The 24,304-nt window shown below is 65.4% G+C and carries 17 protein-coding genes; 12 read left to right on the forward strand and 5 right to left on the reverse strand.

Features of this window, described 5'->3' with window-relative positions; translation table 11 throughout:
* Positions 1-2 precede the first annotated feature (2 nt).
* Genes nirB through FIU66_RS17265 form a run of 3 tightly spaced genes read left to right on the forward strand, consistent with a single transcriptional unit; the run spans position 3 to position 5,402 of the window.
* Complete coding sequence (nirB, locus tag FIU66_RS17255) at positions 3-2,432, forward strand: nitrite reductase large subunit NirB (protein ID WP_167624118.1); 2,430 nt, start codon at positions 3-5, stop codon at positions 2,430-2,432.
* On the forward strand, positions 2,429-2,764 hold the full coding sequence (gene nirD / locus FIU66_RS17260) for a nitrite reductase small subunit NirD (protein ID WP_167624119.1): 336 nt from the start codon (positions 2,429-2,431) through the stop codon (positions 2,762-2,764). The genes nirB and nirD overlap by 4 nt, the downstream gene beginning before the upstream one ends.
* Positions 2,765-2,774: 10 nt before the next feature.
* Positions 2,775-5,402: a nitrate reductase gene (locus FIU66_RS17265; protein WP_167624120.1), complete on the forward strand. Its 2,628-nt coding sequence runs from the start codon at positions 2,775-2,777 to the stop codon at positions 5,400-5,402.
* Here FIU66_RS17265 and FIU66_RS17270 read toward each other — a convergent pair.
* The 3 genes from FIU66_RS17270 to FIU66_RS17280 form a co-directional block, all read right to left on the reverse strand.
* Positions 5,399-6,568 carry an ABC transporter substrate-binding protein gene (locus FIU66_RS17270; protein ID WP_167624121.1) on the reverse strand — a complete coding sequence of 390 codons (1,170 nt, stop codon included), beginning with the start codon at positions 6,566-6,568 and terminating at the stop codon, positions 5,399-5,401. The two genes, FIU66_RS17265 and FIU66_RS17270, sit on opposite strands and share 4 nt — an antisense overlap.
* Positions 6,565-7,152 (reverse strand): ANTAR domain-containing response regulator, encoded by a 588-nt coding sequence (locus tag FIU66_RS17275; protein ID WP_167624122.1) that lies wholly within the window; start codon positions 7,150-7,152, stop codon positions 6,565-6,567. The genes FIU66_RS17270 and FIU66_RS17275 overlap by 4 nt, the downstream gene beginning before the upstream one ends.
* A gap of 295 nt (positions 7,153-7,447) precedes the next feature.
* On the reverse strand, positions 7,448-8,164 hold the full coding sequence (locus FIU66_RS17280) for an IclR family transcriptional regulator (protein ID WP_370528978.1): 717 nt from the start codon (positions 8,162-8,164) through the stop codon (positions 7,448-7,450).
* Positions 8,165-8,320: 156 nt separating this feature from the next.
* On the opposite strand from FIU66_RS17280, the gene FIU66_RS17285 reads away from it, so the two are divergent.
* The 9 genes from FIU66_RS17285 to FIU66_RS17325 all read left to right on the forward strand — a co-directional run bounded on the left by FIU66_RS17285 (position 8,321) and on the right by FIU66_RS17325 (position 20,406).
* Positions 8,321-9,853 carry a M81 family metallopeptidase gene (locus FIU66_RS17285; RefSeq protein ID WP_167624123.1) on the forward strand — a complete coding sequence of 511 codons (1,533 nt, stop codon included), beginning with the start codon at positions 8,321-8,323 and terminating at the stop codon, positions 9,851-9,853.
* Positions 9,854-9,895: 42 nt separating this feature from the next.
* Positions 9,896-11,461: an ABC transporter substrate-binding protein gene (locus FIU66_RS17290; protein ID WP_167624124.1), complete on the forward strand. Its 1,566-nt coding sequence runs from the start codon at positions 9,896-9,898 to the stop codon at positions 11,459-11,461.
* Between the two features lie 63 nt (positions 11,462-11,524).
* Positions 11,525-12,466 (forward strand): ABC transporter permease, encoded by a 942-nt coding sequence (locus FIU66_RS17295; protein ID WP_167624125.1) that lies wholly within the window; start codon positions 11,525-11,527, stop codon positions 12,464-12,466.
* The gene (locus tag FIU66_RS17300) at positions 12,466-13,341 is read left to right on the forward strand and encodes an ABC transporter permease (protein WP_167624126.1); all 876 of its coding nucleotides are present in this window, start codon (positions 12,466-12,468) and stop codon (positions 13,339-13,341) included. The genes FIU66_RS17295 and FIU66_RS17300 overlap by 1 nt, the downstream gene beginning before the upstream one ends.
* Before the next feature lie 4 nt (positions 13,342-13,345).
* The gene (locus tag FIU66_RS17305; protein WP_167624127.1) at positions 13,346-15,019 is read left to right on the forward strand and encodes an ABC transporter ATP-binding protein; all 1,674 of its coding nucleotides are present in this window, start codon (positions 13,346-13,348) and stop codon (positions 15,017-15,019) included.
* Positions 15,003-16,178 carry a M20 aminoacylase family protein gene (locus FIU66_RS17310; protein WP_167624128.1) on the forward strand — a complete coding sequence of 392 codons (1,176 nt, stop codon included), beginning with the start codon at positions 15,003-15,005 and terminating at the stop codon, positions 16,176-16,178. Before FIU66_RS17305 ends, FIU66_RS17310 begins: the two co-directional genes overlap by 17 nt.
* Entirely contained in the window at positions 16,175-17,305 is a 1,131-nt protein-coding gene (locus FIU66_RS17315) for a M20/M25/M40 family metallo-hydrolase (RefSeq protein ID WP_167624129.1), read from the forward strand. Before FIU66_RS17310 ends, FIU66_RS17315 begins: the two co-directional genes overlap by 4 nt.
* 429 nt (positions 17,306-17,734) lie before the next feature.
* Positions 17,735-17,902, forward strand: coding sequence for a hypothetical protein (locus FIU66_RS17320; RefSeq protein WP_167624130.1), 168 nt, complete (start codon positions 17,735-17,737; stop codon positions 17,900-17,902).
* A 215-nt stretch (positions 17,903-18,117) separates the two neighbouring features.
* A complete protein-coding gene (locus FIU66_RS17325) occupies positions 18,118-20,406 on the forward strand; it encodes an arginine/lysine/ornithine decarboxylase (protein WP_167624131.1) in 2,289 nt (762 codons plus the stop codon).
* A gap of 143 nt (positions 20,407-20,549) precedes the next feature.
* On the opposite strand, the gene FIU66_RS18345 is transcribed toward FIU66_RS17325, so the two are convergent.
* Positions 20,550-20,816 carry a GtrA family protein gene (locus FIU66_RS18345; protein WP_370528979.1) on the reverse strand — a complete coding sequence of 89 codons (267 nt, stop codon included), beginning with the start codon at positions 20,814-20,816 and terminating at the stop codon, positions 20,550-20,552.
* Positions 20,817-21,192: 376 nt separating this feature from the next.
* Positions 21,193-24,180 carry a hypothetical protein gene (locus FIU66_RS17335; RefSeq protein ID WP_167624133.1) on the reverse strand — a complete coding sequence of 996 codons (2,988 nt, stop codon included), beginning with the start codon at positions 24,178-24,180 and terminating at the stop codon, positions 21,193-21,195.
* Positions 24,181-24,304: the final 124 nt, after the last annotated feature.

The following is a 24,304-nucleotide window of genomic DNA, read 5'->3' on the forward strand; positions in this document are numbered from 1 at the left end:
CCATGAAAAGGAAACTTGTCGTCATTGGCGCGGGCATGGCCTCGGGCCGGATGCTGGAACAACTGTTCGACGCCGCCCCCGACGCCTACGAGGTGACGCTGTTCAACGCGGAACCGCGCGGGAACTATAACCGGCTGATGCTGTCGCCGGTCCTGTCGGGCGAAAAGACCTATGAACAGATCGTCACCCATGACGACGCCTGGTATGCCGCCCACGGCGTCGACTGCCGCTTCGGAGAGCCGGTGGTCCGGATCGACCGCAAGAACCGCGTGGTCTATTCGGGCAGCGGCGGCGCGCCATATGACGCGCTTGTCATCGCCACCGGGTCCGCGCCCTTCATCATCCCCGTTCCGGGCAAGGATCTGCCGGGCGTTGTCACCTATCGCGACCTTGAAGACACGCAAGCGATGATCGACACGGCGGGCAAGGATGCCGTGGTGATCGGCGGCGGGCTGCTGGGGCTTGAGGCCGCGGCCGGCATGGCCGCGCGCGGCGCCCGCGTCACCGTGATCCACCTCATGGGCCACCTGATGGAGCGCCAGCTTGACCCGGCAGCGGGATACCTGCTGCAAAAGGACCTGGAACGGCGGGGCATCACCGTCCATTGCCAGGGCGCGACCAAGGCCATCCTGGGCACCGACCGGGCCGAGGCCGTGCTGCTGGAGGACGGCACCGTTTATCCCGCCGACCTGGTCTGCATGGCCGTGGGCATCCGCCCCGAAGTGCGGCTGGCCAATGACGCGCATCTTGAGGTCGAGCGCGGCATCGTCGTGGACGACGCCCTCCGCACCAGCGATCCGCATATCTTCGCGCTTGGCGAATGCGTGGAACATCGCGGCCAGGTCTTCGGCCTTGTCGCGCCCCTTTATGACCAGGCCAAGGTCTTGGCGCAGACGCTTCTGGACCAGCCGGCGATGTTCGCGCCCGTGCAGACCGCGACCAAGCTGAAGGTCACGGGCTGCGACCTGTTCAGCGCGGGCGATTTCGCCGAAGCGCCGGGGCGCGAGGATATCGTCTTCCGCGATCCGGGGCGCGGCATCTACAAGCGACTGGTGCTGGAAAGCGACCGCATCGTCGGCGTGGTCATGTATGGCGATACCGCCGACGGGGCATGGTTCTATGGGCTGATGAAGGATGGCACCGACATCGGCCCAATGCGCGACACGCTGATCTTCGGTCCGGCCTTTCAGGGGGGTGCCGCCCCGGACCCTATGGCGGCCGTTGCAGCCTTGCCGCCTGAAGCGGAGATCTGCGGCTGCAACGGCGTTTCCAAGGGCGCAATCATGAATGCGGTTGCAGGCGGCGCCTGCACGCTGGACACCGTGCGGGCCTGCACCAAGGCTTCGGCCTCCTGCGGCACCTGTAGCGGGCTGGTCCAGCAGGTCATGGCCCTGGCTCTGGGGGGCGAGGTTCAGGATACCCCCGCCGGCCTGTGCAAATGCACCGACCACAGCCACGAGGACGTGCGCCGCCTGATCCGGGCGATGGGGCTGAAGTCCATCCCCGCCGTCATGCAGGAGCTTGGCTGGAAGACTGTGGGCGGCTGCCATTCCTGCCGCCCGGCGCTGAACTACTACCTGCTGGCGGAATACCCGCTGGAATACCGCGACGACCGCCAGTCGCGCTTCGTCAACGAACGCAACCACGCCAACATCCAGAAGGACGGCACCTATTCGGTGGTGCCGCGCATGTGGGGCGGCGTCACAACTCCGGCCGAACTGCGCGCCATCGCGGATGCTGCCGAGAAATACAACGTGCCGATGGTCAAGGTCACAGGCGGGCAGCGGATTGACCTGCTGGGTGTGCGCAAGGAGGACCTGCCGCATATGTGGGCCGACCTGAACGCCGCCGGGATGGTGTCGGGCGCCGCCTATTCCAAAGGGTTGCGCACGGTCAAGACCTGCGTCGGCAAGGAGTTCTGCCGCGTCGGCACCCAGGATTCGACAGGCCTCGGGATCAGGCTGGAAAAGCTGATGTGGGGGTCGTGGACGCCGCACAAGCTGAAGCTGGGTGTGTCCGGCTGTCCCCGCAACTGCGCCGAAGCCACCTGCAAGGACATCGGCGTCGTCTGCGTGGATTCGGGCTATAACATCGTCATCGGCGGCGCGGCCGGAATGGAGGTCAAGGAAACCCAACCCCTCGCATCCACCCCGTCCGAGGACGAGGCGGTCGAGATCATCCTGGCCGTGACCCAGCTTTACCGGGAACACGCCCGCTACCTGGACCGCATCTGGAAGTGGATGGGCAAGGTGGGCCTCGACTGGATCAAGGCGCAGGTCGTGGACGACCTGGAAAACCGCCGCGCCCTGGTCGAACGGTTCGAGATCAGCCAGTCCGTTTATCGCCGCGACCCCTGGGCCGACCTTTCCACCCCCACCGAGACGCCCAAGTGGGCGCCCCTCGCCGACCTGACGCTGGAGGCCGCGGAATGACCGTCTTCGTCGACATCGGATCCCTGGACGACATCCCCCGGCAAGGCGCGCGCCTGGTCAGGACCGCGCAAGGCTGCGTGGCTGTGTTCCGCACCGCCGATGACAGGGTCTTCGCCCTGGACGACCGCTGCCCCCACAAGGGCGGGCCGCTGTCCGAAGGCATCGTCCACGGCACGGCGGTCACCTGCCCGTTGCACAACTGGGTCTTCGACCTGAACACCGGGCAGGCCCAAGGCGCGGACGACGGGGCAGTCGGGACCTATGCCGTCCGGGTCCAGGGGGGGCGCATCCTGATCGACGCCAGCCTGATCCGCCGCAGCGCCGCCGCCTGAAGGATTGCCGATGACCATGCAGAACCCCCGCCCCGCCATCCGGACCACCTGCCCCTATTGCGGGGTCGGATGCGGGATCCTTGCAACGCCCGACGGCGCGGGCGGGCTGGCGGTCGCGGGCGACCCCGACCACCCCGCGAACCTGGGCCGGCTTTGCGTCAAGGGATCGGCCCTGGGCGAAACGGTCGGCCTCAAGGGTCGCCTCTTGGCCCCGCAGATCGACGGCCGAGACGCAGGCTGGGATGAGGCGCTTGACCTTGTGGCGCGGCGGTTTTCCGACTGCATCGCCAGCCATGGCCCGGATTCGGTGGCCTTCTATGTCTCGGGCCAGTTGCTGACCGAGGATTACTATGTCGCCAACAAGCTGATGAAGGGCTTCATCGGCAGCGCCAATATCGACACGAACTCGCGGCTCTGCATGGCATCCTCCGTGGCGGGGCATCGGCGCGCCTTCGGATCGGACACCGTGCCCGGCCTTTACGAGGATCTGGAACAGGCCGATTGCGTGGTCCTGGTGGGATCGAACCTCGCCTGGTGCCATCCCGTCCTTCATCAACGCCTGGCCGCCGCGCGCGAGTCACGGGGCACCAAGGTCGTCGTCGTCGACCCCCGCCGCACCGCCACCTGCGACATCGCCGACCTGCACCTGCCCCTGGCGCCGGGATCTGACGCCGTGCTGTTCAACCTGCTGCTGGCCGAGATAGACCGGCGCGGGCTTGTGACGGATAGACCCGATGGCCTGGCCGAGGCACTGGCCACGGCGCGGGCCACGCTGCCGCAGGCGACCGGCCTGCCGCACAGCGCGCTGCAGCAGTTCCTGGATCTGTGGTGCGGCAGCGGGCGTGTCGTGACCGTCTATTCCCAGGGCATCAACCAGTCGGACAGCGGCACCGACAAGGTCAATGCCATCCTGAACTGCCACCTGGCGACCGGCCGGATCGGGCGCCCCGGCACCGGCCCCTTCAGCGTCACCGGCCAGCCCAACGCCATGGGCGGTCGAGAGGTCGGCGGCCTGTCCAACATGCTGGCCTGCCACCTAGAGATCGAGAACCCCGCGCATCGCGATGCGGTGCGAAAATTTTGGCAGGCGCCCCGCATGGCCGCCAAGCCCGGCCTCAAGGCCGTCGACATGTTCCGCGCGGTCGAGGACGGCCGCATCAAGGCCCTGTGGATCATCTGCACCAATCCTGCCGTGTCAATGCCCGAGGCCGACCGCGTCGCCCGTGCCATCGCCGGTTGCGATTTCGTGGTCGTGTCCGACATGATGGCGCGGACGGACACGACGCGCCTGGCCCATGTGCTGCTGCCGGCCACGGGATGGGGCGAAAAGGACGGCACCGTCACCAATTCCGAACGCCGCATCAGCCGCCAGCGGCGCAGCCTTGCCGCGCCCGGACAGGCGCGCGATGACTGGCGCATCATCGCCGATGTTGCCGCCCGCATGGGCTGGGCCGATGCCTTTGCCTGGGACAGCCCGGGGCAGGTCTTTGCCGAACATGCGGCGCTGTCGGGCGTGGCGGGCGCACTTGGCGGCGACTTCGACATATCCGACCATGCCGGCATCACCGGGCCGCAATACGACAGCTTGCAGCCGTTCCTCTGGCCGCAATCCCCCCGCCGCAAGGGCGGACGCTTCTTCGGCGACGGCCGCTTCCACACAGCTTCGGGCCGGGCGCGGATGGTATCCGTGACGCCGCGCCTTCCACAGCCCGCCCCCGGGGCCTGGCCGTTCCTGTTGAACACCGGCCGTGTCCGCGACCATTGGCATACGATGACCCGGACCGGCCTGTCGCCGCGCCTGTCCCGCCACCTGGCCGAGCCGTTCCTGGAACTGCACCCGGCGGACGCCGCCCGGCTTGGCCTGCGGCATGCGGACCTGGCTCAGGTGGCAAGCCCCCATAGAAGCGCCATCCTTCGGGTTCTGGTGACGGACCGCGTGGCGCCTGGCCACCCCTTCGCGCCGATCCACTGGACGAACGAGACGGCGTCCCGCGCACGCATCGACGCCTTGGTGCCAGGGGTGGTTGACCCCGTCTCGGGCCAGCCGGCATCGAAATCTGCCAATGTGGCGATCAGGCCGTTCAAGGCAGAATGGTATGGCTTTGCAGTGTCTACCCGTCCCATCCAGCCCGCCTGCGATTACTGGGCACGCGCGGTCCTGCCGATGGGCCACCAGGCGGAACTGGCCGGGACCGACCAGCCCCAGGACTGGACCCAGACAGCCCGCACCATGCTTGGCATGACAGGCGAGCCGCTGGCGGTCCACGACCCCCGGAAGGGCATCCGGCGCCTGGCCTTCATCGCGGATGGCCGGCTTCAGGCCGCGCTGTTTGTCGCGCCCCATCCCGTCATGCTGTCGCGCAGCCACCTGATCGCCTCGCTGAACGCCGGATGTGGCGGCGACATCCTGGCGGGGCGTCCGGGGGCCGACCAGCCTGATGCGGGGGCCTTGGTCTGCGCCTGCTTCAGCATCGGCATGAACACGATCCTGCACGGCATCGAAACGCAAAAGCTGATGACGGTCGAGGCCATCGGGCGCGCGCTTGGCGCCGGAACGAATTGCGGGTCGTGCAAGCCCGACCTGAAAAACCTGCTTCGCACCGCGGCGGCGGGCAGGACGGAGGCCCCGGTCGGCTAGCCAACTGCGGCGGGATCAAAGGTCATGCCGTCGAAAAAGCCGTCGGCGCGCAGGATCATGCTGCCACGTTCCGCAGCGACCGTGCGGTCGGCGGACAACGCCCCCTCGATCCGTTGCGAGGCACCGGGCAGGGGCGCCCCCGCAGGACGCAGGTGCCGGCGGTAAAGATCGGTGCGGAAATGCCCCATGGCCCGGACCCCCGCGTCCTGCGGGTCAAGGCCATGCGCCAGGGCCAAGCGTTGCGCAAAAAGCGCGGCCAGGCTTTTCCACGGAAAACTGGCTGCCCCTTCGTTGAAGGAAACGAAACCGGGCGTTTCCCGGATCTCGCCGCGGGCAGAGACGGTCATCCGCCCTGTCAGCCCGCGTTCCACAAGCTCTGGCGGCAGGTCCAGATAGGCGGGCCGAGAGATGATTTCCGCCGCCGTGCCGCGACGGCCTTCTTCGTCCAGCCAGCGCCCCGCCCGCCAGACGGCCCGCATCAACGCGCCTGCTTCCTGTTCCCGCGCATCGGCAAAATCGCGCAGCAGCACCAGCCCCTTTTCGGGGGGAGAGGCCCAGATCGCGGTGCCGGGCAGCAGCAGGGCCGCCAGCCCCCGGTCAACCGAAACGCTGGCCCAGGGCTCGCCCACGCAGATCGCCTCGACCTCGCCGCGCGCCAGGGCATTTGCCATCATCGGCGGCGGCACGGTGACGAGGTCCAGCATGGACGCGGCAAGGCCGCAGCTTGCCAGCCAATGCCGGACCAGTTCGAATTGGGTCGAGAAATGAAAGGGCACGCCGATCCGCAGCCGCCCCGTCACCGCCTGGCGTAGAGCAGCACCGGCGGCCCGCGCGTCGTTGAATGCGAAATCATGGCCCCTGTCGCGCAGGCGCTGTTCAAGATCGCGGTTGACGGCCACGACCTGCCCCCCGTGCGACAGGAACATGACCAGATCCATCGGGGGCAGCGACGGCCCAAGCCCAAGCGCCTGCCCCACCGGCATGGGCACCAGCATGTGGGCTGCCTCGATCATTCCGGCGCCCAGCATGTCGCGCGCCTGCGCCCAAGCGCCAAGCCGGACCAGATCCAGCCTCAGCCCTTCTTCGGCGGCAAAGCCCAGTTCCTGCGCGACGATCAGGGGGGCCGCGTCGATCAGGGGAACATAACCGAGGCGCAGCGTCGTCATCGGCCCAGCAACCCTGCCGCCATCACCAGTTGTTGCGCGATATCGGCCATGCGCTTGCCCTGATCCATCGCCGCCTTGCGCAGCAGGCCGTAGGCCGCTTCCTCGTCCAGGCCGCGCGCCTTCATCAGCAGCGCCTTTGCCCGGTCGATGATCTTGCGTTCCTCGAGCGCGGCGCGGGTGGCGGCCAGTTCGGCCCGCATCTGCTGGAAGATGTGAAACCTGGCGATGGCCGCATCCAGGATCGGCTTGATCCGTTCCGCGCGCAACCCGTCGACGACATAGGCGGAAATCCCGGCCTCGATGGCCGCCCGCGTCAGTTGTTCGTCCGACCTGTCCACGAACATCGCCACGGGCCGCTCGGACGGCCCAGATGCAAGCGCCAGTTCCTCGAGCACGTCGCGCGAAGGGTTGGCGATGTCGATCAGGACCACATCGGGACGCAGTTCGGCCACCTTGCGCGCAAGGCCCGATTGTTCCGCGATGATGCGGACGTCGTGTTGCCCGGTGTCGCGCAACCCTTCGGCAATGGGCTGGGCGCGATCCGGGTCGGGTTCGACAACGACGATGAGAAGAGGCTTCGACATGGCTGCCCCCGTCGTGGCACGTCGGCCCTTCCCTGCGCAATGTCGGGTGGATGCGGCCGGGCAGGAGTGGTCAAGAAACGGGCAGGCATCGCCCTTGTGGCCCAAGATCAAGGCAACGGTTGTCCGCTGTGTGGTGGAGTTCAGCGATCTAGGTGCGGTCTCGCCAGGGCAGGGCCAACTGCCGGGGCAGAGACCCTGCCCGTCGGCACGATGCAGCGCCGCACCGTCCGCCTGGTCGTGATGCCAATACGGTGCCACGATTCCGGTCAGTGCAGCCCTACCCTGCGGCGCACCGTCAGCCCGGCAGGATGCTGCGCACAGCCTCGGCGGCCAGGGGGGCGACGCGTCGGCGGAAATCCTCGGGGGCCCATTCCGACAGCGATGCCGCGATGTGGATGGCGGCTATCGGCCGCCCGTCTGCGTCGGGTATGGCGACCCCCAGGGCCACCTCGCCCATCAGGATCTGCTCGATCGCCAGGGCATGGCCATTCTCGCGCGTCAGGGCGATCTGGCGACGGATGGCGGCGGGATCGGTCAACGTGCGGGGCGTGATCTGGGGGATCGGGTGATCGTCCAGGATCGCGTCCACCTCGGCCTCGGGCAGCATCGCCAGCACGGCCCAGCCCCCGGAGGTGCAGGCCGTCGGCACGCTGTTGCCCACCAGCGTGGCAAAGAACGTCTCGCGCTTGCTTTGCATCCGCGCGGCGTAAACCATCCGCCGCCCGTCGAACAGCGACAGGTCGACGCGTTCGCGGACATTGCGCCGCAGTTCCAGAAGCACCGGGCTGGCGCGGCGGACCAGGGGGTTCAGCCGCAGGTAATCATGCGTCAGGTCCAGGATCGGCAGGTCGAGGCGAAAGCCGCGCCCATCCTCGGACAGGGTCAGGTAGCCCAGCTTGCGGAAGGTATGCACAAGGCGTTGCGCCGCGCTGCGGGTCAGCCCCGTCCGGGCAGCGATCTGTGCCAGCGACAGCGGACCTTCCGCCTGGCGAAATGCCTCTAGAACAGTCATTCCGCGCGCAAGTGATTGAATGAAAAGAGGATCATCATCTTCGGAAGAAGCTGGTTCCGACTTTTGCTGCATCATCTGCATCTCCGACGTTGACATAAGGAAATTGCGGTCAATAAACTCACGATGCAATGCACTTGTATCGGACAGCAATACAGCATGTCGGAACCTTCCAATCAAGATCAGGCGCCGCGCGTTGCTCTTGCGGGGTTCGTCCATGAAAGCAATTCCTTTGCCCCAAGCCCGGCGGACATGGCCGCCTTTGAACAAGGCGGCGGTTATCTGCCGCTAAGCCGGGGTGCGCAGATCCTGGAACGCGCGCGGCAGGTCAACCTGCCGGTCGCCGGCGCCATCGACCATGCCGAAAGCCATGGTTGGCAACTGCTGCCGCTGGTCTGGGCGGGGGCCGTCCCGTCGGCACCGGTGACCGCCGCCTGCTATGGGGCCATCACTGACGAGATCGTCAAGGGCCTGCGCCGGGTCCTGCCGGTGGACGGCGTGTTCCTGGACCTGCATGGTGCCATGGTGGCCGAAGGCGCCCCCGATGGCGAAGGGCCGCTGATCGCGCGGGTGCGTGATGTCGTGGGCGCCGATGTTCCCATCGTTGCCGCGCTTGATCTGCACGGCAACATCAGCGCGCAGATGGTCCATGGGGCCGACCGGCTGGTGGGATTCCGCACGTATCCGCATGTAGACATGGCTTTGACCGGACAGCGGGCAGCGGCCGAACTGGATCGCCTGATGCGGGGACGCGCGAACTTCAAGGCGTTCCGGCAGCTTGATTTCCTGATCCCGATCGCCTGGCAATCGACGATGGGCCAGCCCGCGGCCGGGCTTTACGACCTAGTGGCGGACTTCGACGCCAAAGGAATCTGCGCGTCGTTCTTCATGGGCTTTCCGGCGGCGGATTTCGCCGATTGCCGCCCCTCGGTCGTGGCCTATGGGGAAAGCCAGGACCAGGCCGACGACGCCGCCGACCGCATCGCAGGGGCTGTCCGCGAGGCCGAGCCTGCCTTCCAGGGCCGGTTCTTCCTGCCCGACGAGGGCGTGGCCGAGGCGCAGCGCCTTGCCGCCACGGCCACGCGCCTCGTCGTCATCGCCGACACGCAGGACAATCCCGGCGCGGGCGGCGATTCCGATACGACGGGCATGTTGCGGGCACTGGTCGCAGCGGATGCGCAGGACGCGGCCATCGGGCTGATCAGCGACCCTCAGGCAGCCGCCGCCGCCCATGCCGCGGGGAAAGGGGCGCGGATCGAAATCTCGCTCGGCGGCAAGTCCGGCATCGATGGCGACGCGCCCTATACAGCCACCTTCGAGGTCGAAAGCCTGTCGGACGGCCATTGCCACGCGACAGGCCCTTATTATGGCGGGGCGCATCTGCAACTGGGCCCTTGTGCCTGCCTGCGCATCGGCGGGGTCCGAGTTGCTGTCGCCTCTGAAAAGGCCCAGATGGCCGACCGCGAGATGTTCCGCTTCCTGGGGATCGAGCCCGAGGCGCAGGCCATCCTCGTGGTCAAGAGCTCGAACCACTTTCGCGCCGATTTCGCGCCCATCGCCGACGCCATCCTGATCTGCGCCGCGCCAGGGCCGATGCCCATCAGCCCGGCCAGCCTGCCCTTTCGCCACCTGCACCCCGGCATCCGGCTGGAACCGGGCGGCCTGCCATTCACCCCACCCGCGCAAGGCTGACGCCAAGATCGGCCCGCGGCAACCATCGACAGAGAGGACCTCATGTTCAACCGACTGACAGCGACGCTTCTTGCCTCGACCATGCTGACCGGCACCGCCTGGGCCGAAACGACGGTCAAGGCCGTGATGCATTCTGGACTGCGCGTCCTGGACCCGGTCATTACCACGGCCCACATCACCCGCAACCACGCCTACATGATCTATGACGTGCTGATCGCGCAGGACAGCCAGTTCCAGCCGCAGCCGCAGATGGCCGACTGGGCCGTGTCGGACGACCAGTTGACCTATACCTTTACCCTGCGGGACGGGCTGACCTTCCACGACGGCACGCCGGTGACGGCCGCCGACGCCGTTGCCTCGCTGAAACGCTGGGGGCTCAAGGACGCGGGCGGGCAGGTCATCATGGACCGCACCGCCAGCCTGGAGGCGACGGACGACAAGACCATCGCCTGGACCCTGACCGAACCCTTCGTGCCGATGCTGGACATGCTGTCCAAGCAGTCGGCGCTGCCGCCCTTCATCATGCCGGCCCGCGTCGCCGAAACCTCGGCCGACGAGGCGATCACCGACTACACCGGCTCCGGCCCCTTCCGCTTCGTGAAAGAAGAGTTCCAGCCCGGGTTGACCGTCGTCTATGAAAAGTTCGACGAATACGTTCCCCGCGACGAGCCCGCCGACTGGATGGCAGGCGGCAAGGTCGTGAACGTCGACCGCGTCGAATGGGTCAACATGCCCGACATCCAGACTGCCGTGAACGCCCTTTCGGGCGGAGAGATAGACTATATCGAACAGATGCAGGTCGATCTGCTGCCGTTGCTGGAAGGCGATCCGAACATCGTCGTGGAAAAGCGCGAACCGACCGGGATGCAGACCATGGTGCGGATGAACTTCCTGCACCCGCCCTTCGACAACCAGCAGATCCGCCAGGCCGCGCTGAAGGCGATCCAGCAGGAACCCGTGCTGGCTGCGATGGTCGGCAATCCTGAATACTACCAGGTCTGCGGCGCCATCATGGGCTGCGGCACCCCCCTGGGCAGCGAGGTCGGCACCGAGACCCTGACGCAGGGCGGGGGCGTCGACGAGGCCAAGGCGCTGCTGGAGGAAGCAGGCTATGACGGCACACCTGTCGTGCTGATGGCCCCCACCGACATGGTGGCGCTTGCCACGCAGCCGGTCGTGGTGTCCCAGGCCCTGCGCGAGGCGGGCTTCACGGTCGATCTGCAGCCGATGGACTGGCAAACCCTGGTGACCCGCCGCGCCAGCCAGGCGGCCCCGGCCGAAGGCGGATGGAACATCTTCATCACCAACTGGATGGTGCCGGAAATCTCGAACCCGATCTCGAACCCGATGCTGAACGGCCGGGGCGATGACGCCTGGTTCGGCTGGCCCACCGATGAAAAGGTCGAGGAACTGAAGGAGAACTTCATCGACGCCACCGACGCCGAAGCACAGAAGGCCGTCGCCGAGGAAATCCAGGCCCATGCCATCGACAACGGACTGCTGATCCCGCTGGGCCAGTACACCCTGCCCCAGGCACGCCGCGCCGGTATCACGGACATGATCAACTCGCCCGTGCCGGTGTTCTGGAACCTTCAGAAGGCCGAATGATCGCCTGCGGGGGCGGCGCCGCGCCGCTGCCCCTGACCTGCCCGTCCGATCCGAGGAAACCTGATGCTGGGTTACATCCTGCGGCGCATCCTGGCCGTCATTCCCGTGATGCTGCTGGTCGCCGTCTTCGTCTTCCTGCTGCTGCGCCTGACCCCGGGCGATCCCGCCGCGATCATCGCGGGCGACATGGCAACCCCCGCGCAGCTTGAACGCATCCGAGAGGCGATGGGCCTGAACCAGCCGCTGCATATCCAGTTCGTAACCTGGCTGGGGCGGCTGCTGCAGGGGGACCTGGGGGTCTCGCTGATCTCGAACACGCCGGTGTCCGCCATGATCGCCGACCGGATGGGCCCGACCTTCGCCATCGCGATCCTGACCATCCTCATGTCGGTCGCCATGGCCGTGCCGATGGGGGTGCTGGCGGCCTGGAAGCACCGCAGCGGGGCTGATTATGCCGTGATGACCTTCTCGGTCCTGGGCTTTTCGGTCCCGGTCTTCGTGATCGGCTATCTCTTCATCCTGATCTTTTCGCTGAAGCTGGGCTGGTTCCCGGTCCAAGGCTATACGCCCGTCGGCAGCGGCCTGGGCGCATTCCTGTCCAACGCCTTCCTGCCCGCGCTGACGCTGAGCACGATCTATATCGCGCTGATCGCGCGCATGACGCGGGCCAACATGCTCGAGGTGCTGGGCGAGGATTACATTCGTACTGCCCGCGCCAAGGGGGCGCCGGAACGCACCGTCCTGTTCCGCCACGCGCTGAAGAACGCGGCAGTCCCGATCCTGACAGTGATCGGGTCGGGCTTCGCGCTGCTGATCGGCGGCGTGGTGGTGACGGAAACGGTGTTCAACATCCCCGGCATCGGGCGGCTGACCGTGGATGCCATCCTGGCCCGCGACTATCCGGTGATCCAGGCGATGATCCTGCTGACCAGCTTTCTCTACGTGCTGGTGAACCTGCTCATCGACCTCAGCTACAGCTTCTTTGACCCGAGGATCCGCTACTGATGTCCCCCATTCCGCCGCCGACCTCTGCCATGCAGCCGGTCCTTCGCGCGCTGCGGCTGCCGCAGTTCGGCTGGGGCAGCAAGATCGCCGCCATGGTCCTGGCTGTCATCGTGGTGCTGACGCTGCTGGCGCAGTGGATCGCGCCGCATGACCCGCTGACCATGAACCCGCTGGCTCGCCTGAAAGGCCCGATCGAAGGGCACCCCCTGGGCACCGACAATTTCGGCCGCGACATCTTCAGCCGGGTGCTGATCGGCGGCCAGTTGTCGCTGATCATCGGCATCGCCACCGCCGTGGTTTCGGTCCTGATCGGGCTGGTGATTGGCATGGTCGCGGGCTTCTTTCGGACGGCAGATGCGATCATCATGCGGATGATGGACGCGCTGATGGCGATCCCGTCGATCCTGCTGGCCATCGCGCTTGTCGCGTTGAACGGGCCGTCGGTCGGGTCGGTCATCGCGGCCATCACCATTCCTGAAATCCCGCGCGTCGTGCGCCTGGTCCGGGCCGTTGTGCTGGCGGCGCGCGAGGAACCCTATGTCGAGGCCGCCATCGCCCTTGGCACATCAATGCCGAAAATCCTGGTCCGCCACCTGGTCCCGAACACCCTGGCGCCCCTGATCGTGCAGGGCACCTATATCCTGGCCTCCGCCATCCTGACCGAGGCGATCCTGTCCTTCCTGGGCGCGGGCGTCAGCACCGAGACCCCCACCTGGGGCAACATCATGGCCGAGGGGCGCATGTTCTTCCGCATCAAGCCGGAACTGATCCTGTATCCGGGGCTGGCGCTGTCGCTGTGCATCCTGTCGATCAACCTTCTGGGCGATGCCGCACGCGACATGCTGGACCCGCGGCTGAAGAAACGGGCGGGATAGACCGATGCTGTTCAAGACACGCAATTTCGACGCCGCGCCCGTCGCGCTTCAGGCCCGAAATCTGACCGTCAGCCTGCCGGAAACGCCGGGCAACCCTCAGGTTCTGAAGAGCATCGACGTAACCATCCGGCAGGGCGAAACCGTCTGCCTTGTGGGCGAATCCGGGTCCGGCAAGTCGGTGACCTCATTGGCAATCATGGGCCTTCTGCCCGAGGCTCTGAAGGTCGCGTCAGGGACAATTGCCCTGCAGGGCCGCGACCTGTTGCCCCTGACGCAAGCGCAGATGCGCGAGCTTCGCGCCGCCCGCGTCGCCATGATCTTCCAGGAACCGATGACGGCGCTGAACCCTGTCCTGCGGGTCGGCGACCAGATCATGGAGGTGATGGAGCTTCACACCGACCTGCCCGTCGCCGAACGCCGCAGGCGCGCCTTGGCGATCATGGAACAGGTGCATCTGCCCGATGTGGACCGCATCTTCCGGTCCTATCCCCACCAGCTTTCGGGCGGGCAGCGCCAGCGGATCATGATCGCAATGGCCCTGGTGCTGGAACCCGTTCTGCTGATCGCGGACGAGCCGACCACGGCCCTGGACGTGACCACGCAGAAGCAGATCCTGTCGCTGATCGACGAATTGCAGCAGAAACACGGCACGGCGGTGCTGTTCATCACCCATGACATGGGCGTCGTGGCCGAGATCGCGGATACGGTTTATGTGATGAAGCACGGTGAGATCGTCGAACATGGCCCCGTTGAAACCCTGCTGCGCCATCCCCGGGCCGATTACACCCGCAAGCTGCTGTCGGCCGTCCCCAGCCTGTCGCCCCGCGCCGCGCGGGCGGTTGCCGGTGACACGGTTCTTCGGGTCGAGGCTCTGAACAAGGTCTATGGGGGCGGCGGCATCCTGAAGTCGCTGCCGCAGGCCCATGCCGCCAAGGACGTGGCCTTCACCCTGTCGCGCGGGCGCACCCTGGGGATCGTGGGCGAATCCGGGTCCGGCAAGTCCACGGTCGCGCGCTGCATCATGCGGCTGATCGACCCGACATCGGGACGGATCATGCTGGACGGCACCGACATCGCGGATCTTTCGCGCCGTGCCCTGCGCCCGCACCGTCAAAAGCTGCAGGTGGTGTTCCAGGATCCGATGCGGTCGCTGAACCCCCGCTGGACCATTGCCGAAAGCCTGATCGAAGGTCCGCTGAACTATGGCACCCCCCGCCGAGAGGCCTTGGCCGAGGCCGCGCGCCTGATGGGCGTCGTGGGGCTGCCGGAGGATGCCTTGGCGCGCTATCCCCACCAGTTTTCCGGCGGTCAGCGCCAGCGGATCGCCATCGCGCGGGCCGTGATGATGCGCCCCGATGTGCTGGTGGCGGACGAAGCCGTGTCGGCGCTCGACGTGTCGGTGCAGGCGCAGGTGCTGGATCTGCTGGACCAGTTGCAGCGCGACCTGGGGATCGCCATCGTCTTCATCACCCACGATCTGCGCGTGGCGGCCCAGATCTGCGACGAGGTGATCGTGATGAGCCGCGGCGCCGTTGTCGAACACGGCCCCGCCGCCGAGGTGTTGGCAGCCCCAGCCCACGCTTATACCCGCGCCCTGATCGACGCCGCGCCCGGCCGGTTCTGGGATTTCCACAATTTCCGCGAACTGCCGAAGGTGACCCATGCCCAACCTGCCTGAGATCGACGCTGCCGCCCCCGAACTGGACGCCATCTTCCGGGACCTGCACGCCAACCCCGAGATCGGGCTGGAGGAGGTGCGCACCGCAGGGGTCGTGGCGGCCAAGCTGCGCGAATATGGTGTGGACGAGGTGCATGAAGGCGTCGGCAAGACGGGCGTCGTCGGCCTGCTGCGGGGACGCGGCCAGGGCAACCGGCGCGTCGGCCTGCGCGCCGACATGGACGCCCTGCCGATCCAGGAAGCCAGCGGCGTGGACTATGCCTCGCGGAACGCGGGCAAGATGCACGCCTGCGGCCATGACGGGCACACGACGATGCTGCTGGGCGCCGCGAAATACCTGGCCGCCAGCCGCAACTTCGACGGCACCGCCGTCTTCATCTTCCAGCCGGCCGAGGAAGGCCTGGGCGGCGCGCGCGGCATGATCGCGGACGGGCTGTTCCAACGCTTCCCGGTGGACGAGGTTTACGGGATGCACAACCAGCCCACCGGCAAGCCGGGGCAGGCCACGATCTGCCGCGGCCCCGCCATGGCAGGCGCGTCCTTCTTCGACATCGCGGTCAGCGGCAAGGGCAGCCACGCCGCCATGCCGCACCAGTCGCGCGACGCACTGGTCGTCGCATCCGGCCTTGTCGGCCAGTTCCAGACCGTGCTGGGCCGCAATGTCGCACCGCTTGACCGCGCGGTGCTGTCCGTGACCCAGATCCATGCAGGCAGCGCCTATAACGTGGTGCCGGAAACGGCTGTCCTGGCCGGGACGATCCGCTTTTTCCGGCCCGAGGTGCGCGACCTGATGCAGTCCCGGATGCGCGACATCTGCGACGGAATGGCACGGGCCTTCGGCGTCGCCATCACCGTCGAGTTCCGCGAAATCTTCGATGTGCTGGTCAATGACGAGGATTTGACGGATGCATGGGCGCAGGCTGCGGCCGATGTCGTGGGCCAAGCCCAGGTCGATACCGAGAGCGAACCCTTTACCGGGTCCGAGGATTTCGCCGACATGCTGCAACAGGTGCCGGGCGCCTATGGCAACCTGGGCCACGCGGGCACGGTGCCGCTGCACAATCCGGGCTTCGTGCTGGATCCCGCCATCCTGCCGGTGGGCGCCTCGATCTATGCCCGGCTGATCGAACGCCGCCTGCCCTTGGGGGACGCGGCATGAGCGCCCTGGACCTACCGTTTGACGCCGACCGGATGCTGGACGGCCTGCGCCCCTGGATCGAATGCGAAAGCCCCACCTGGGACGCGGCTGCCGTCAGCCGGATGATGAACCTGGCTGCCCGCGACCTGGCTGCCATCGGCGCCACTGTCGAGACGATCCCCGGTACCAAGGGCTTCGGCACCTCGATCCGCGCGAGTTTTCCGCACCCCGATCAGGGCAAGCCCGGCATCCTCGTGTCCGGCCACATGGACACCGTCCATCCCATCGGCACCCTGGAGACCCTGCCCTTCCGGCGCGAAGGGGGGCTGGCCTATGGTCCCGGCATCATGGACATGAAGGGCGGCAACTATGTCTTCCTGGAAGCCATGCGCCAGATCGGCAAGGCCGGCCTGACCACGCCCCTGCCCGTCACCTTCCTGTTCACCCCGGACGAGGAGGTCGGCACCCCCGCCACGCGCGGCCTGATCGAGGACGCGGCGCGGGGCCAACGCGCGGTCCTGGTGCCCGAGCCGGCCTCGCCGGATGGCGGCGCGGTGATCGGCCGCTATGCCATTGCACGCTTCGACCTGTTGACGCAGGGTCGTCCCAGCCACGCTGGCTGGGCGCTCAAGGACGGGCGGTCGGCCATCGCCGCGATGGCCAAGCGCATCCTGCAGATCGAGGCCATGACCACCGAGGACTGCACCTTCTCGGTTGGCGTGATCCATGCCGGGCAGTGGGTCAACTGCGTCTCATCCTCGTGCCGGGCCGAGGTTCTGAGCATGGCGAAGACGCAAGATGATCTGGATCGGGGCGTCGCCGCCATGCTGGCCCTGCAAGGAGAGGAAGACGGCGTCGAGTTCATCGTGACCCGCGGCGTCACCCGCCCGGTCTGGGAACCGCAGCCCGGCACGATGGCGCTTTACGACCTGGCGCGGCAGTTGTCGTCCCGGATCGGCTTCGATCTGGCAGCAGGCAGCGCCGGCGGCGGCTCGGACGGAAACTTCACTGGCGCCATGGGGGTGCCAACGCTGGATTCGATCGGCGTTCGCGGCAAGGGACTGCACACTTTGAACGAACATATCGAGATCGCGAGCTTGTCGGAACGCGCAAGGCTTGCCGCCGGCCTGCTGACCGAGATCCAGTGACGTCCGTAATCGTCGTTGGACAGCCGAGAGTCCGCATCGAGGTTCGGTCTTTGCCCTTCGCCAGACTCGCATTGGTGCCTCCCGCGCCGCGAAATGGGCCACAAGGCCCTGATCTGCCGGTCGGGCAAGGATTTCGCCGCGTTGTGCATCAGCACGGCGCGGCTTCCGACCGCGCGTTCTCCGTCCCAGCACAAGAACAACCGTTTCGCAGGATAGGCCTGCCCTTGGCATTCCAAGTTCGAAACAAAAACTTTGCGTTGCGAGAGCATAGTCTTCGGCACCCATGCCACGCCGACTGCCGCCAGCAAGGCCGGGCAGGGTCAGGATCGCCATCGCCTTGAACAAAGGCACGGCCACGGCCGCCTATCGCCAAGAGGAACGATGCCCTGCCGGAAAATGTTGATCCTGAAGTTGGCGCAGGAGGTGACGATGTCCGACAAAGAACAAGGCGTGGCAGACGATCTGGAGAAGGATCAGACCACCCGTCCTTCGCTGCGAAAGGGGCACGGCCCAATCAAACCGTCAGGCACGGCACGGCAGCCCAGGTTCGACCGCAAGACCGGCGCCGGACCTGCCAGCGACGATCCGACCGAGTAGCGCCGCAGCGGCTTCCATCGCGGACGCGACATCTTTATCGCATGGGACGGATGACAGGCAGAGCAGGAGTCTGCGCCTTCGATGCCGCCGGGATGGAATGCAATCTTGGCGATGATCATCATCACGACCGTGTTCAGCTATCCGCGCGGCCTTGACGGGCCAGTCCACACTGGAAAGAACGTGGCAACCAAGGTGACGCCCGAAAAGGAAGACCAATGAAGTTTCGTTTCCCCATCGTCATCATCGATGAAGACTTCCGCTCGGAGAACACCTCGGGGCTTGGGATCCGCGGCCTGGCCGAGGCCATCGAGGCAGAGGGCTTCGAGGTGCTGGGCGCCACCACCTATGGCGACCTGTCTAAGTTCGCGCAGCAGCAAAGCCGCGCCAGTGCCTTCGTGCTGTCGATCGACGACGAGGAGTTCAGCCCCGGCCCAGACCTTGACCCGGCCGTCGTGAACCTGCGGTCCTTCATCGAGGAGGTGCGGTGGAAGAATGCCGACGTTCCGATCTTCCTGCATGGCGAGACCAAGACCAGCCGGCACCTGCCCAACGACATCCTGCGCGAATTGCACGGCTTCATCCACATGTTCGAGGACACGCCGGAATTCGTGGCCAAGCACATCATCCGCGAGGCGAAAAGCTATCTTGAGGGGATCCAGCCGCCCTTCTTCAAGGCCCTGCTGGATTATGCCGAGGACGGGTCCTATTCCTGGCACTGTCCGGGCCATTCGGGCGGCGTGGCCTTCCTGAAATCGCCGATCGGGCAGATGTATCACCAGTTCTATGGCGAGAACATGCTGCGGGCGGATGTCTGCAACGCGGTCGAGGAACTTGGCCAGCTTCTGGACCACAACGGCGCCATCGGCGCGTCCGAACGCAATGCCGCGCGGATCTTCAACGCCGACCATTGCTTCTTCGTGACCAACGGCACCTCGACCTCGAACAAGATGGTCTGGCACCATACGGTCGCGCCCGGCGACGTGGTCGTCGTGGACCGCAACTGCCACAAGTCGATCCTGCACGCGATCATCATGACCGGCGCCATCCCGGTCTTCCTGCGGCCCACCCGCAACCATTGGGGCATCATCGGCCCCATCGCCCATTCCGAGTTCGAGCCGGAATCCATCCGGGCCAAGATCAGGTCGAACCCCCTGCTGCAGGACGTGGACGCGGAACAGGTCAAGCCGCGCATCATGACGCTGACACAATCGACCTATGACGGCGTCCTCTACAATACCGAGGAAATCAAGCGGATGCTGGATGGCTATGTGGACAATCTCCACTTCGACGAAGCCTGGATCCCGCATGCGGCCTTCCATCCGTTCTATGGCACCTATCACGCGATGGGCCGCAAGCGCGATCGGACGCAGCATTCGGTGACCTATGCGACCCAGTCGATCCACAAGCTGCTGGCCGGCATCTCTCAGGCAAGCCATGTGCTGGTCCAGGACTCGAACGAGGTGAAGCTGGACCGTCACCTGTTCAACGAATCCTACCTGATGCATACCTCGACCAGCCCGCAGTATTCGATCATCGCCAGCTGCGACGTGGCCGCCGCGATGATGGAGCCGCCCGGCGGCACGGCGCTTGTCGAGGAGTCGATCCTGGAGGCCTTGGACTTCCGCCGGGCCATGCGCAAGGTCGACGAAGAGTTCGGCGAAAACGACTGGTGGTTCCAGGTCTGGGGGCCAGAGGCGCTCGAGGAAGAGGGGATCGGCCGCACCAAGGACTGGGTGCTGCGCCGCACCGACAGCGAAGGCGTTCAGCGCGACGGAGAGGACAGCTGGCACGGCTTTGGCGACATGGCGCCCGGCTTCAACATGCTGGACCCGATCAAGGCGACCATCATCACCCCCGGCCTGGACATCGAGGGTCGCTTCGACACCACCGGCATCCCGGCTTCGATCGTGTCTAAATACCTGGCAGAACATGGCGTCGTCGTCGAAAAGACCGGCCTTTACAGCTTCTTCATCCTGTTCACGATCGGCATCACCAAGGGCCGCTGGAACACGCTTGTCGCGGCGCTCCAGCAGTTCAAGGACGACTATGACCGCAACCAGCCCCTGTGGCGCGTGATGCCGGAATTCTGCGCCAAGCATCCCCGCTACGAACGGATGGGCCTGCGCGATCTCAGCCAGCACGTCCATGCGCTTTATGCGAAATACGATGTCGCGCGCCTGTCGACGGAAATCTATCTGTCGGACCACCATCCCGCGATGACCCCGTCCGAGGCATTCTCTCACATCGCGCGGCGCAAGACCCAGCGGGTGGCGATCGACGACCTGCAAGGGCGTATCACGACAAGCCTCGTGACGCCCTATCCGCCCGGCATCCCGCTTCTGATCCCCGGCGAGACCTTCAACGCCAAGATCGTCGACTACCTGCGCTTCAACCGCGAATTCGCCCGCGAATGCCCCGGTTTTGAAACCGACATCCACGGCCTGGTCACCGAAACAAACGAAGACGGCGAGATCTGCCACTATGCCGACTGCGTGGCGGTTTGAGAGGGCGGCGGCAGGTGCCTTTCTTTCTAGCTACGCCAGTCCTGGCGGAACTGACGGGACACCACGGCAATGGGCGCGATGATCCCTGTCCAAGTCCAGGAGGAGGGGCACAGGAATGGGTTCTTGAACAAAAGCGGGACGAGTTACCCGCGTTGTGGTTCCCTGAAGACCCAGGATCGATTGATCATAAAGCTCAGCATTGGCACCAAAATCAGAGCCAGCAGAAAGCCGGTCTGATAGTCCAGTTTGAAAGCATGGACGCTTATCGCCATGATCGCCATGTTTGAAAGCAATCCCACCGCAAGCGAAACAATGAAGCGTACAAACTGTAACGCGTGCTGTGACCCCCGATAACTCCTCCATCTGATGCTAGAATTTGGCCTAAGGAGAGGACCGGACATGATGTGCATCAATAATCACAGCAGTGTCTCATCATGCACATACTCGAAAACCAATTAATGGTCCCATGTAGCAGCAAGCTGCACAATAGAGAACCGTGTTTTCGCGTGGCCTGCTGCTCCAGTTCCTCCTCCCTTCGATTTCAAGACTAAGAAGCGGGCGCAGTGGCTGAAGTTTGGTCAGCCGTCCTGCTGGGGCGTCCCGTGATGAGCGGCACCCGGTCGTTATTTGCGCCAGCTGGCGCAAGATCAGCAGTCGCCGTGGGCCGAGTTATGCCTGCGGTGTGGGTATTCTCTGTGGTCGGGGCTTGCCGCCTGCGCATGGCTTGAACGTCAAGGACTCGATGCTGGCCTGCTGCCCATGAAACGCGCAGCAGGCCACAGACACTCAGCAGTCGCAATCGCCGTCAAGCTCGATGTCAAGCGACACCTTGCGGACGCAGACCTTCTTGACCTTCCGGCCGCCGCTGACCTGGAGGCAATCCAGCAGGTCCTGCCCCGGACCTTGGCATGGGTGATCTTTCGGCTTCTTGCCACCCGAGACCTGCTTCAACTCAGGGTCGATCTGGTAGGACATGCCCCCGATCAGGATGCCATTGGCCAAAAGCTCGATCTCGATGCCGCTGTTGGCTGTGCCGGCAAAGGCCGATGCGCCAAAGGACGTGCCCGGCTTCACGCGAAGAACGATCTTGCGCTTCTCGCCAGCCCTCAGCGTGAACTTGTTGCCGGCGCCGATGCCGTCAAAGGCGATCCCCCAGCCCCGTTCCTGCAAGGCAGGGGGCATGTTCAGCCTCAGCTCCATCGTGGCCCGGCGATTGAGATTGTTGCCCGCCATGAAGAAGGCGCCGTCCAGACTGGCAATGAAGGCCTCGGGTCCGCCGCCGCCTGGCACGACGCTGACATTGCGTTGGGCGATGTTGTTGTCATGGGGGACGAGCCGCCATTCCTGGATCGTCTCGGTCGGCGAGAAGTTGTCGATATTGCTCGGGTCGCCTGCTGCCGTTGCGATGATCAGCAGGCAGTCATGGCCATAGGCGTTGATGTTCGGCTCCCATGAAAAGGGGCCGGCTGTCACCTCTTCCAGGCTTCGTCCTGCCAAGGATGCCACCGTAACGCCGCCCACGGGGCTCATCTCGACGAAATCGTTCGGCCAGACAAGTCCCGCGCCCGGAAGCGAATGAAACGCACGAACCGTGATCGGGCCCGAGGCCTGGGTGCCGCGGTTGCGCACGCGGGCGTAAGCATAGTTCGTGGCGCCGTCGATGGCGTTCTGGTGTCCGAAGATGTTGTCCGAGGCGTTGCGGTTCCAGACGGAGCCGTTCTGCCAGTGGACAGCCTGGTAAGGGTATTCGCCGCCGCGGCCATCATCGATATAGACATCGACGGCCGGCGGCTGGCCTTCCGTCGTCACGGGGCTGGGGGCGCCCGCCGGCTGGAAGCTTCCCTGCTTCTCGAAGGCCCAGCGGACGACCTTGTTATAGGCCCCGCCCGACAATCCCTCGCTGGTCCAGTTCAGAAGATCGGCGGCCTGCATTTCCTCGCACCAAAGCTCGTCGCTTGACGGGTTCGTCCCGGGCGTGAGTTCGCCGGTGGTGCGCAGGATCAGATAGGTCGTCATCCGCGCCGCATGCTGGCGCCGGGCAAGATCATCCGAGTCACCCCCTAGCGATCGGTAGATGCGGAAGTGCGAGGTGGCCAGGATCTCCTCGGACCCGTAGCCTCCATCATCATTGACGCCGCCCCATGCCCAGCCCGCACCCACGGCGCGATCGAAGCGACGCGTCAAGCTGGGCCGGAACGGGGCGTAGCGGAACCGATCGGCCGTCGCGCGAAGCGCCGATTCCGGATCGTTCTGGATGGCGGCAAGGCCGTCGCCATGGCTGTGGGCAAACCCCAGATTGCCCGAGCCGACATGATCCCCCAGTGTGCCGTGGCCGCCCATCTCGTGCCAGTGGACGTAGGGATCAACGGCTCGCCCAAGAGGATTTGCTGTGTCCGTCACGTCGCCCAGGCCATAGCATTGGTGATCCGTCCCGCCGGTCCCGTTCGGTGACCAGTGCGCATTGATGTCCAGTCCCGTGCCCCCCAAGCCGCGATGATCGACCCGTGTCGGGAAGGTCGTCCCATCGAAGTAGGTCGACCGAGGGAAGCCCATGCTCTCGATGGTCCGGAAGAGTTCCGTCTGATGGTAATAGGCATTCACTGCCGAGAAGTTGTCGCTCCGGACATCATAGTCGAAATCCGAGCCTGCTGGACGGGTCGGTGAAGCGATGTTCGGGGATTCTACATTGGCGACGGTGACATAGGTTCCCGTCAGGGCCTGGTTTCCGCCTGACGGCGCCCCCAGATCGTTAAGGAACACATCGTCACGATGGGGGTTCAACTGCGCGTTGTTGAGGTTCGAGGTAACGGTAAGATCGCCCGTTTTGTTGATCGGATCGCGGCGATACACCAGCCCGTTGACGCCACAGGTCATGCGTTCGATGTAGAGGATCGAGCGCGTCTCGACCTCTAGCAGCACAAGCCAGACGACATGATCGATCTCGAAGATGATCTCGGCGACGAGATAGGCGATCCCCGGCCGAATGCGCTCATCAACCGGCGGAAGGCGCGGCAAGGGCGGCTCTGCCTGTTCTTCGGACGGATCTTCGCGGAGAACGGGGTCTTGCTGTGGCTTACCGCCAAGGCGAAGTTCGGGCCGGTATTTGTAAATGAAGAAACGGCCGTTCAGAAGGCGGGTGACTGCACCCCTGCGAAAGATCGAATCTTCGTCGCGTTCGCCACGCCCCTTTCCCTGTGGACGCCTGAGAGCCTGACGCACCATCCCCACCAGTTCGGCTTCACGATCCCCATCCTCGCCTTGCGGTTCGGCAGAAGGAAGCCCGCTTCTGTGAAGCGCCTCGCGTTGAGCACGATTGACCTGAAGCTCGGCGAATTGGCGACGGAAATGGTCGATCACCTCCTGGTCGGGAAGCTTTCCCTCCAGTTCCTCTTCGATGTTGCGGGTCGACTTGATCACCCGGTCCGGGTTCTGCTTGATGTGGACCGCCACCCCGCGCCGCCATACCGGCGTGTTATGAAAGGTCTGGTAGAAGTCGACCGTCGTTCCGTCCATTGACTGTTTCTCGTCGTGGATCTGAAACTCGGGCGGCGCCTCCTGCGGGTTGAAGAAGGATACCTTCCGTTCAAGATGGGCAAGCTGGCTGGCCGGAATCTGCAACGGCCCCGCGAACTGGCGCAGATAGCTTTCGGCAGAAACGCGGGGGATCGCCTCGCCCGTCTCTATATAGGCCTGACTGTGCCTTATGCTTTGAACTCTTCCGTCCGAATTGACAGTGACATGCGCCCCAAGGGCGGGATCATAACGCGTGGTCATTGAAAGAACTCCCTGTGCCCTTGTTCATTCCTGAACGGTTTGTCCAAAACGGGAAACGTCACCGGGCATATGGCGCAGCCGTAAAAAATATCGCCTCGCTCTTTTAGAACGAGAAAAACAAATC

Source organism: Paracoccus sp. AK26 (assembly GCF_011801365.1).
In the GTDB taxonomy this organism is placed as follows: Bacteria; Pseudomonadota; Alphaproteobacteria; order Rhodobacterales; family Rhodobacteraceae; genus Paracoccus; species Paracoccus aerius.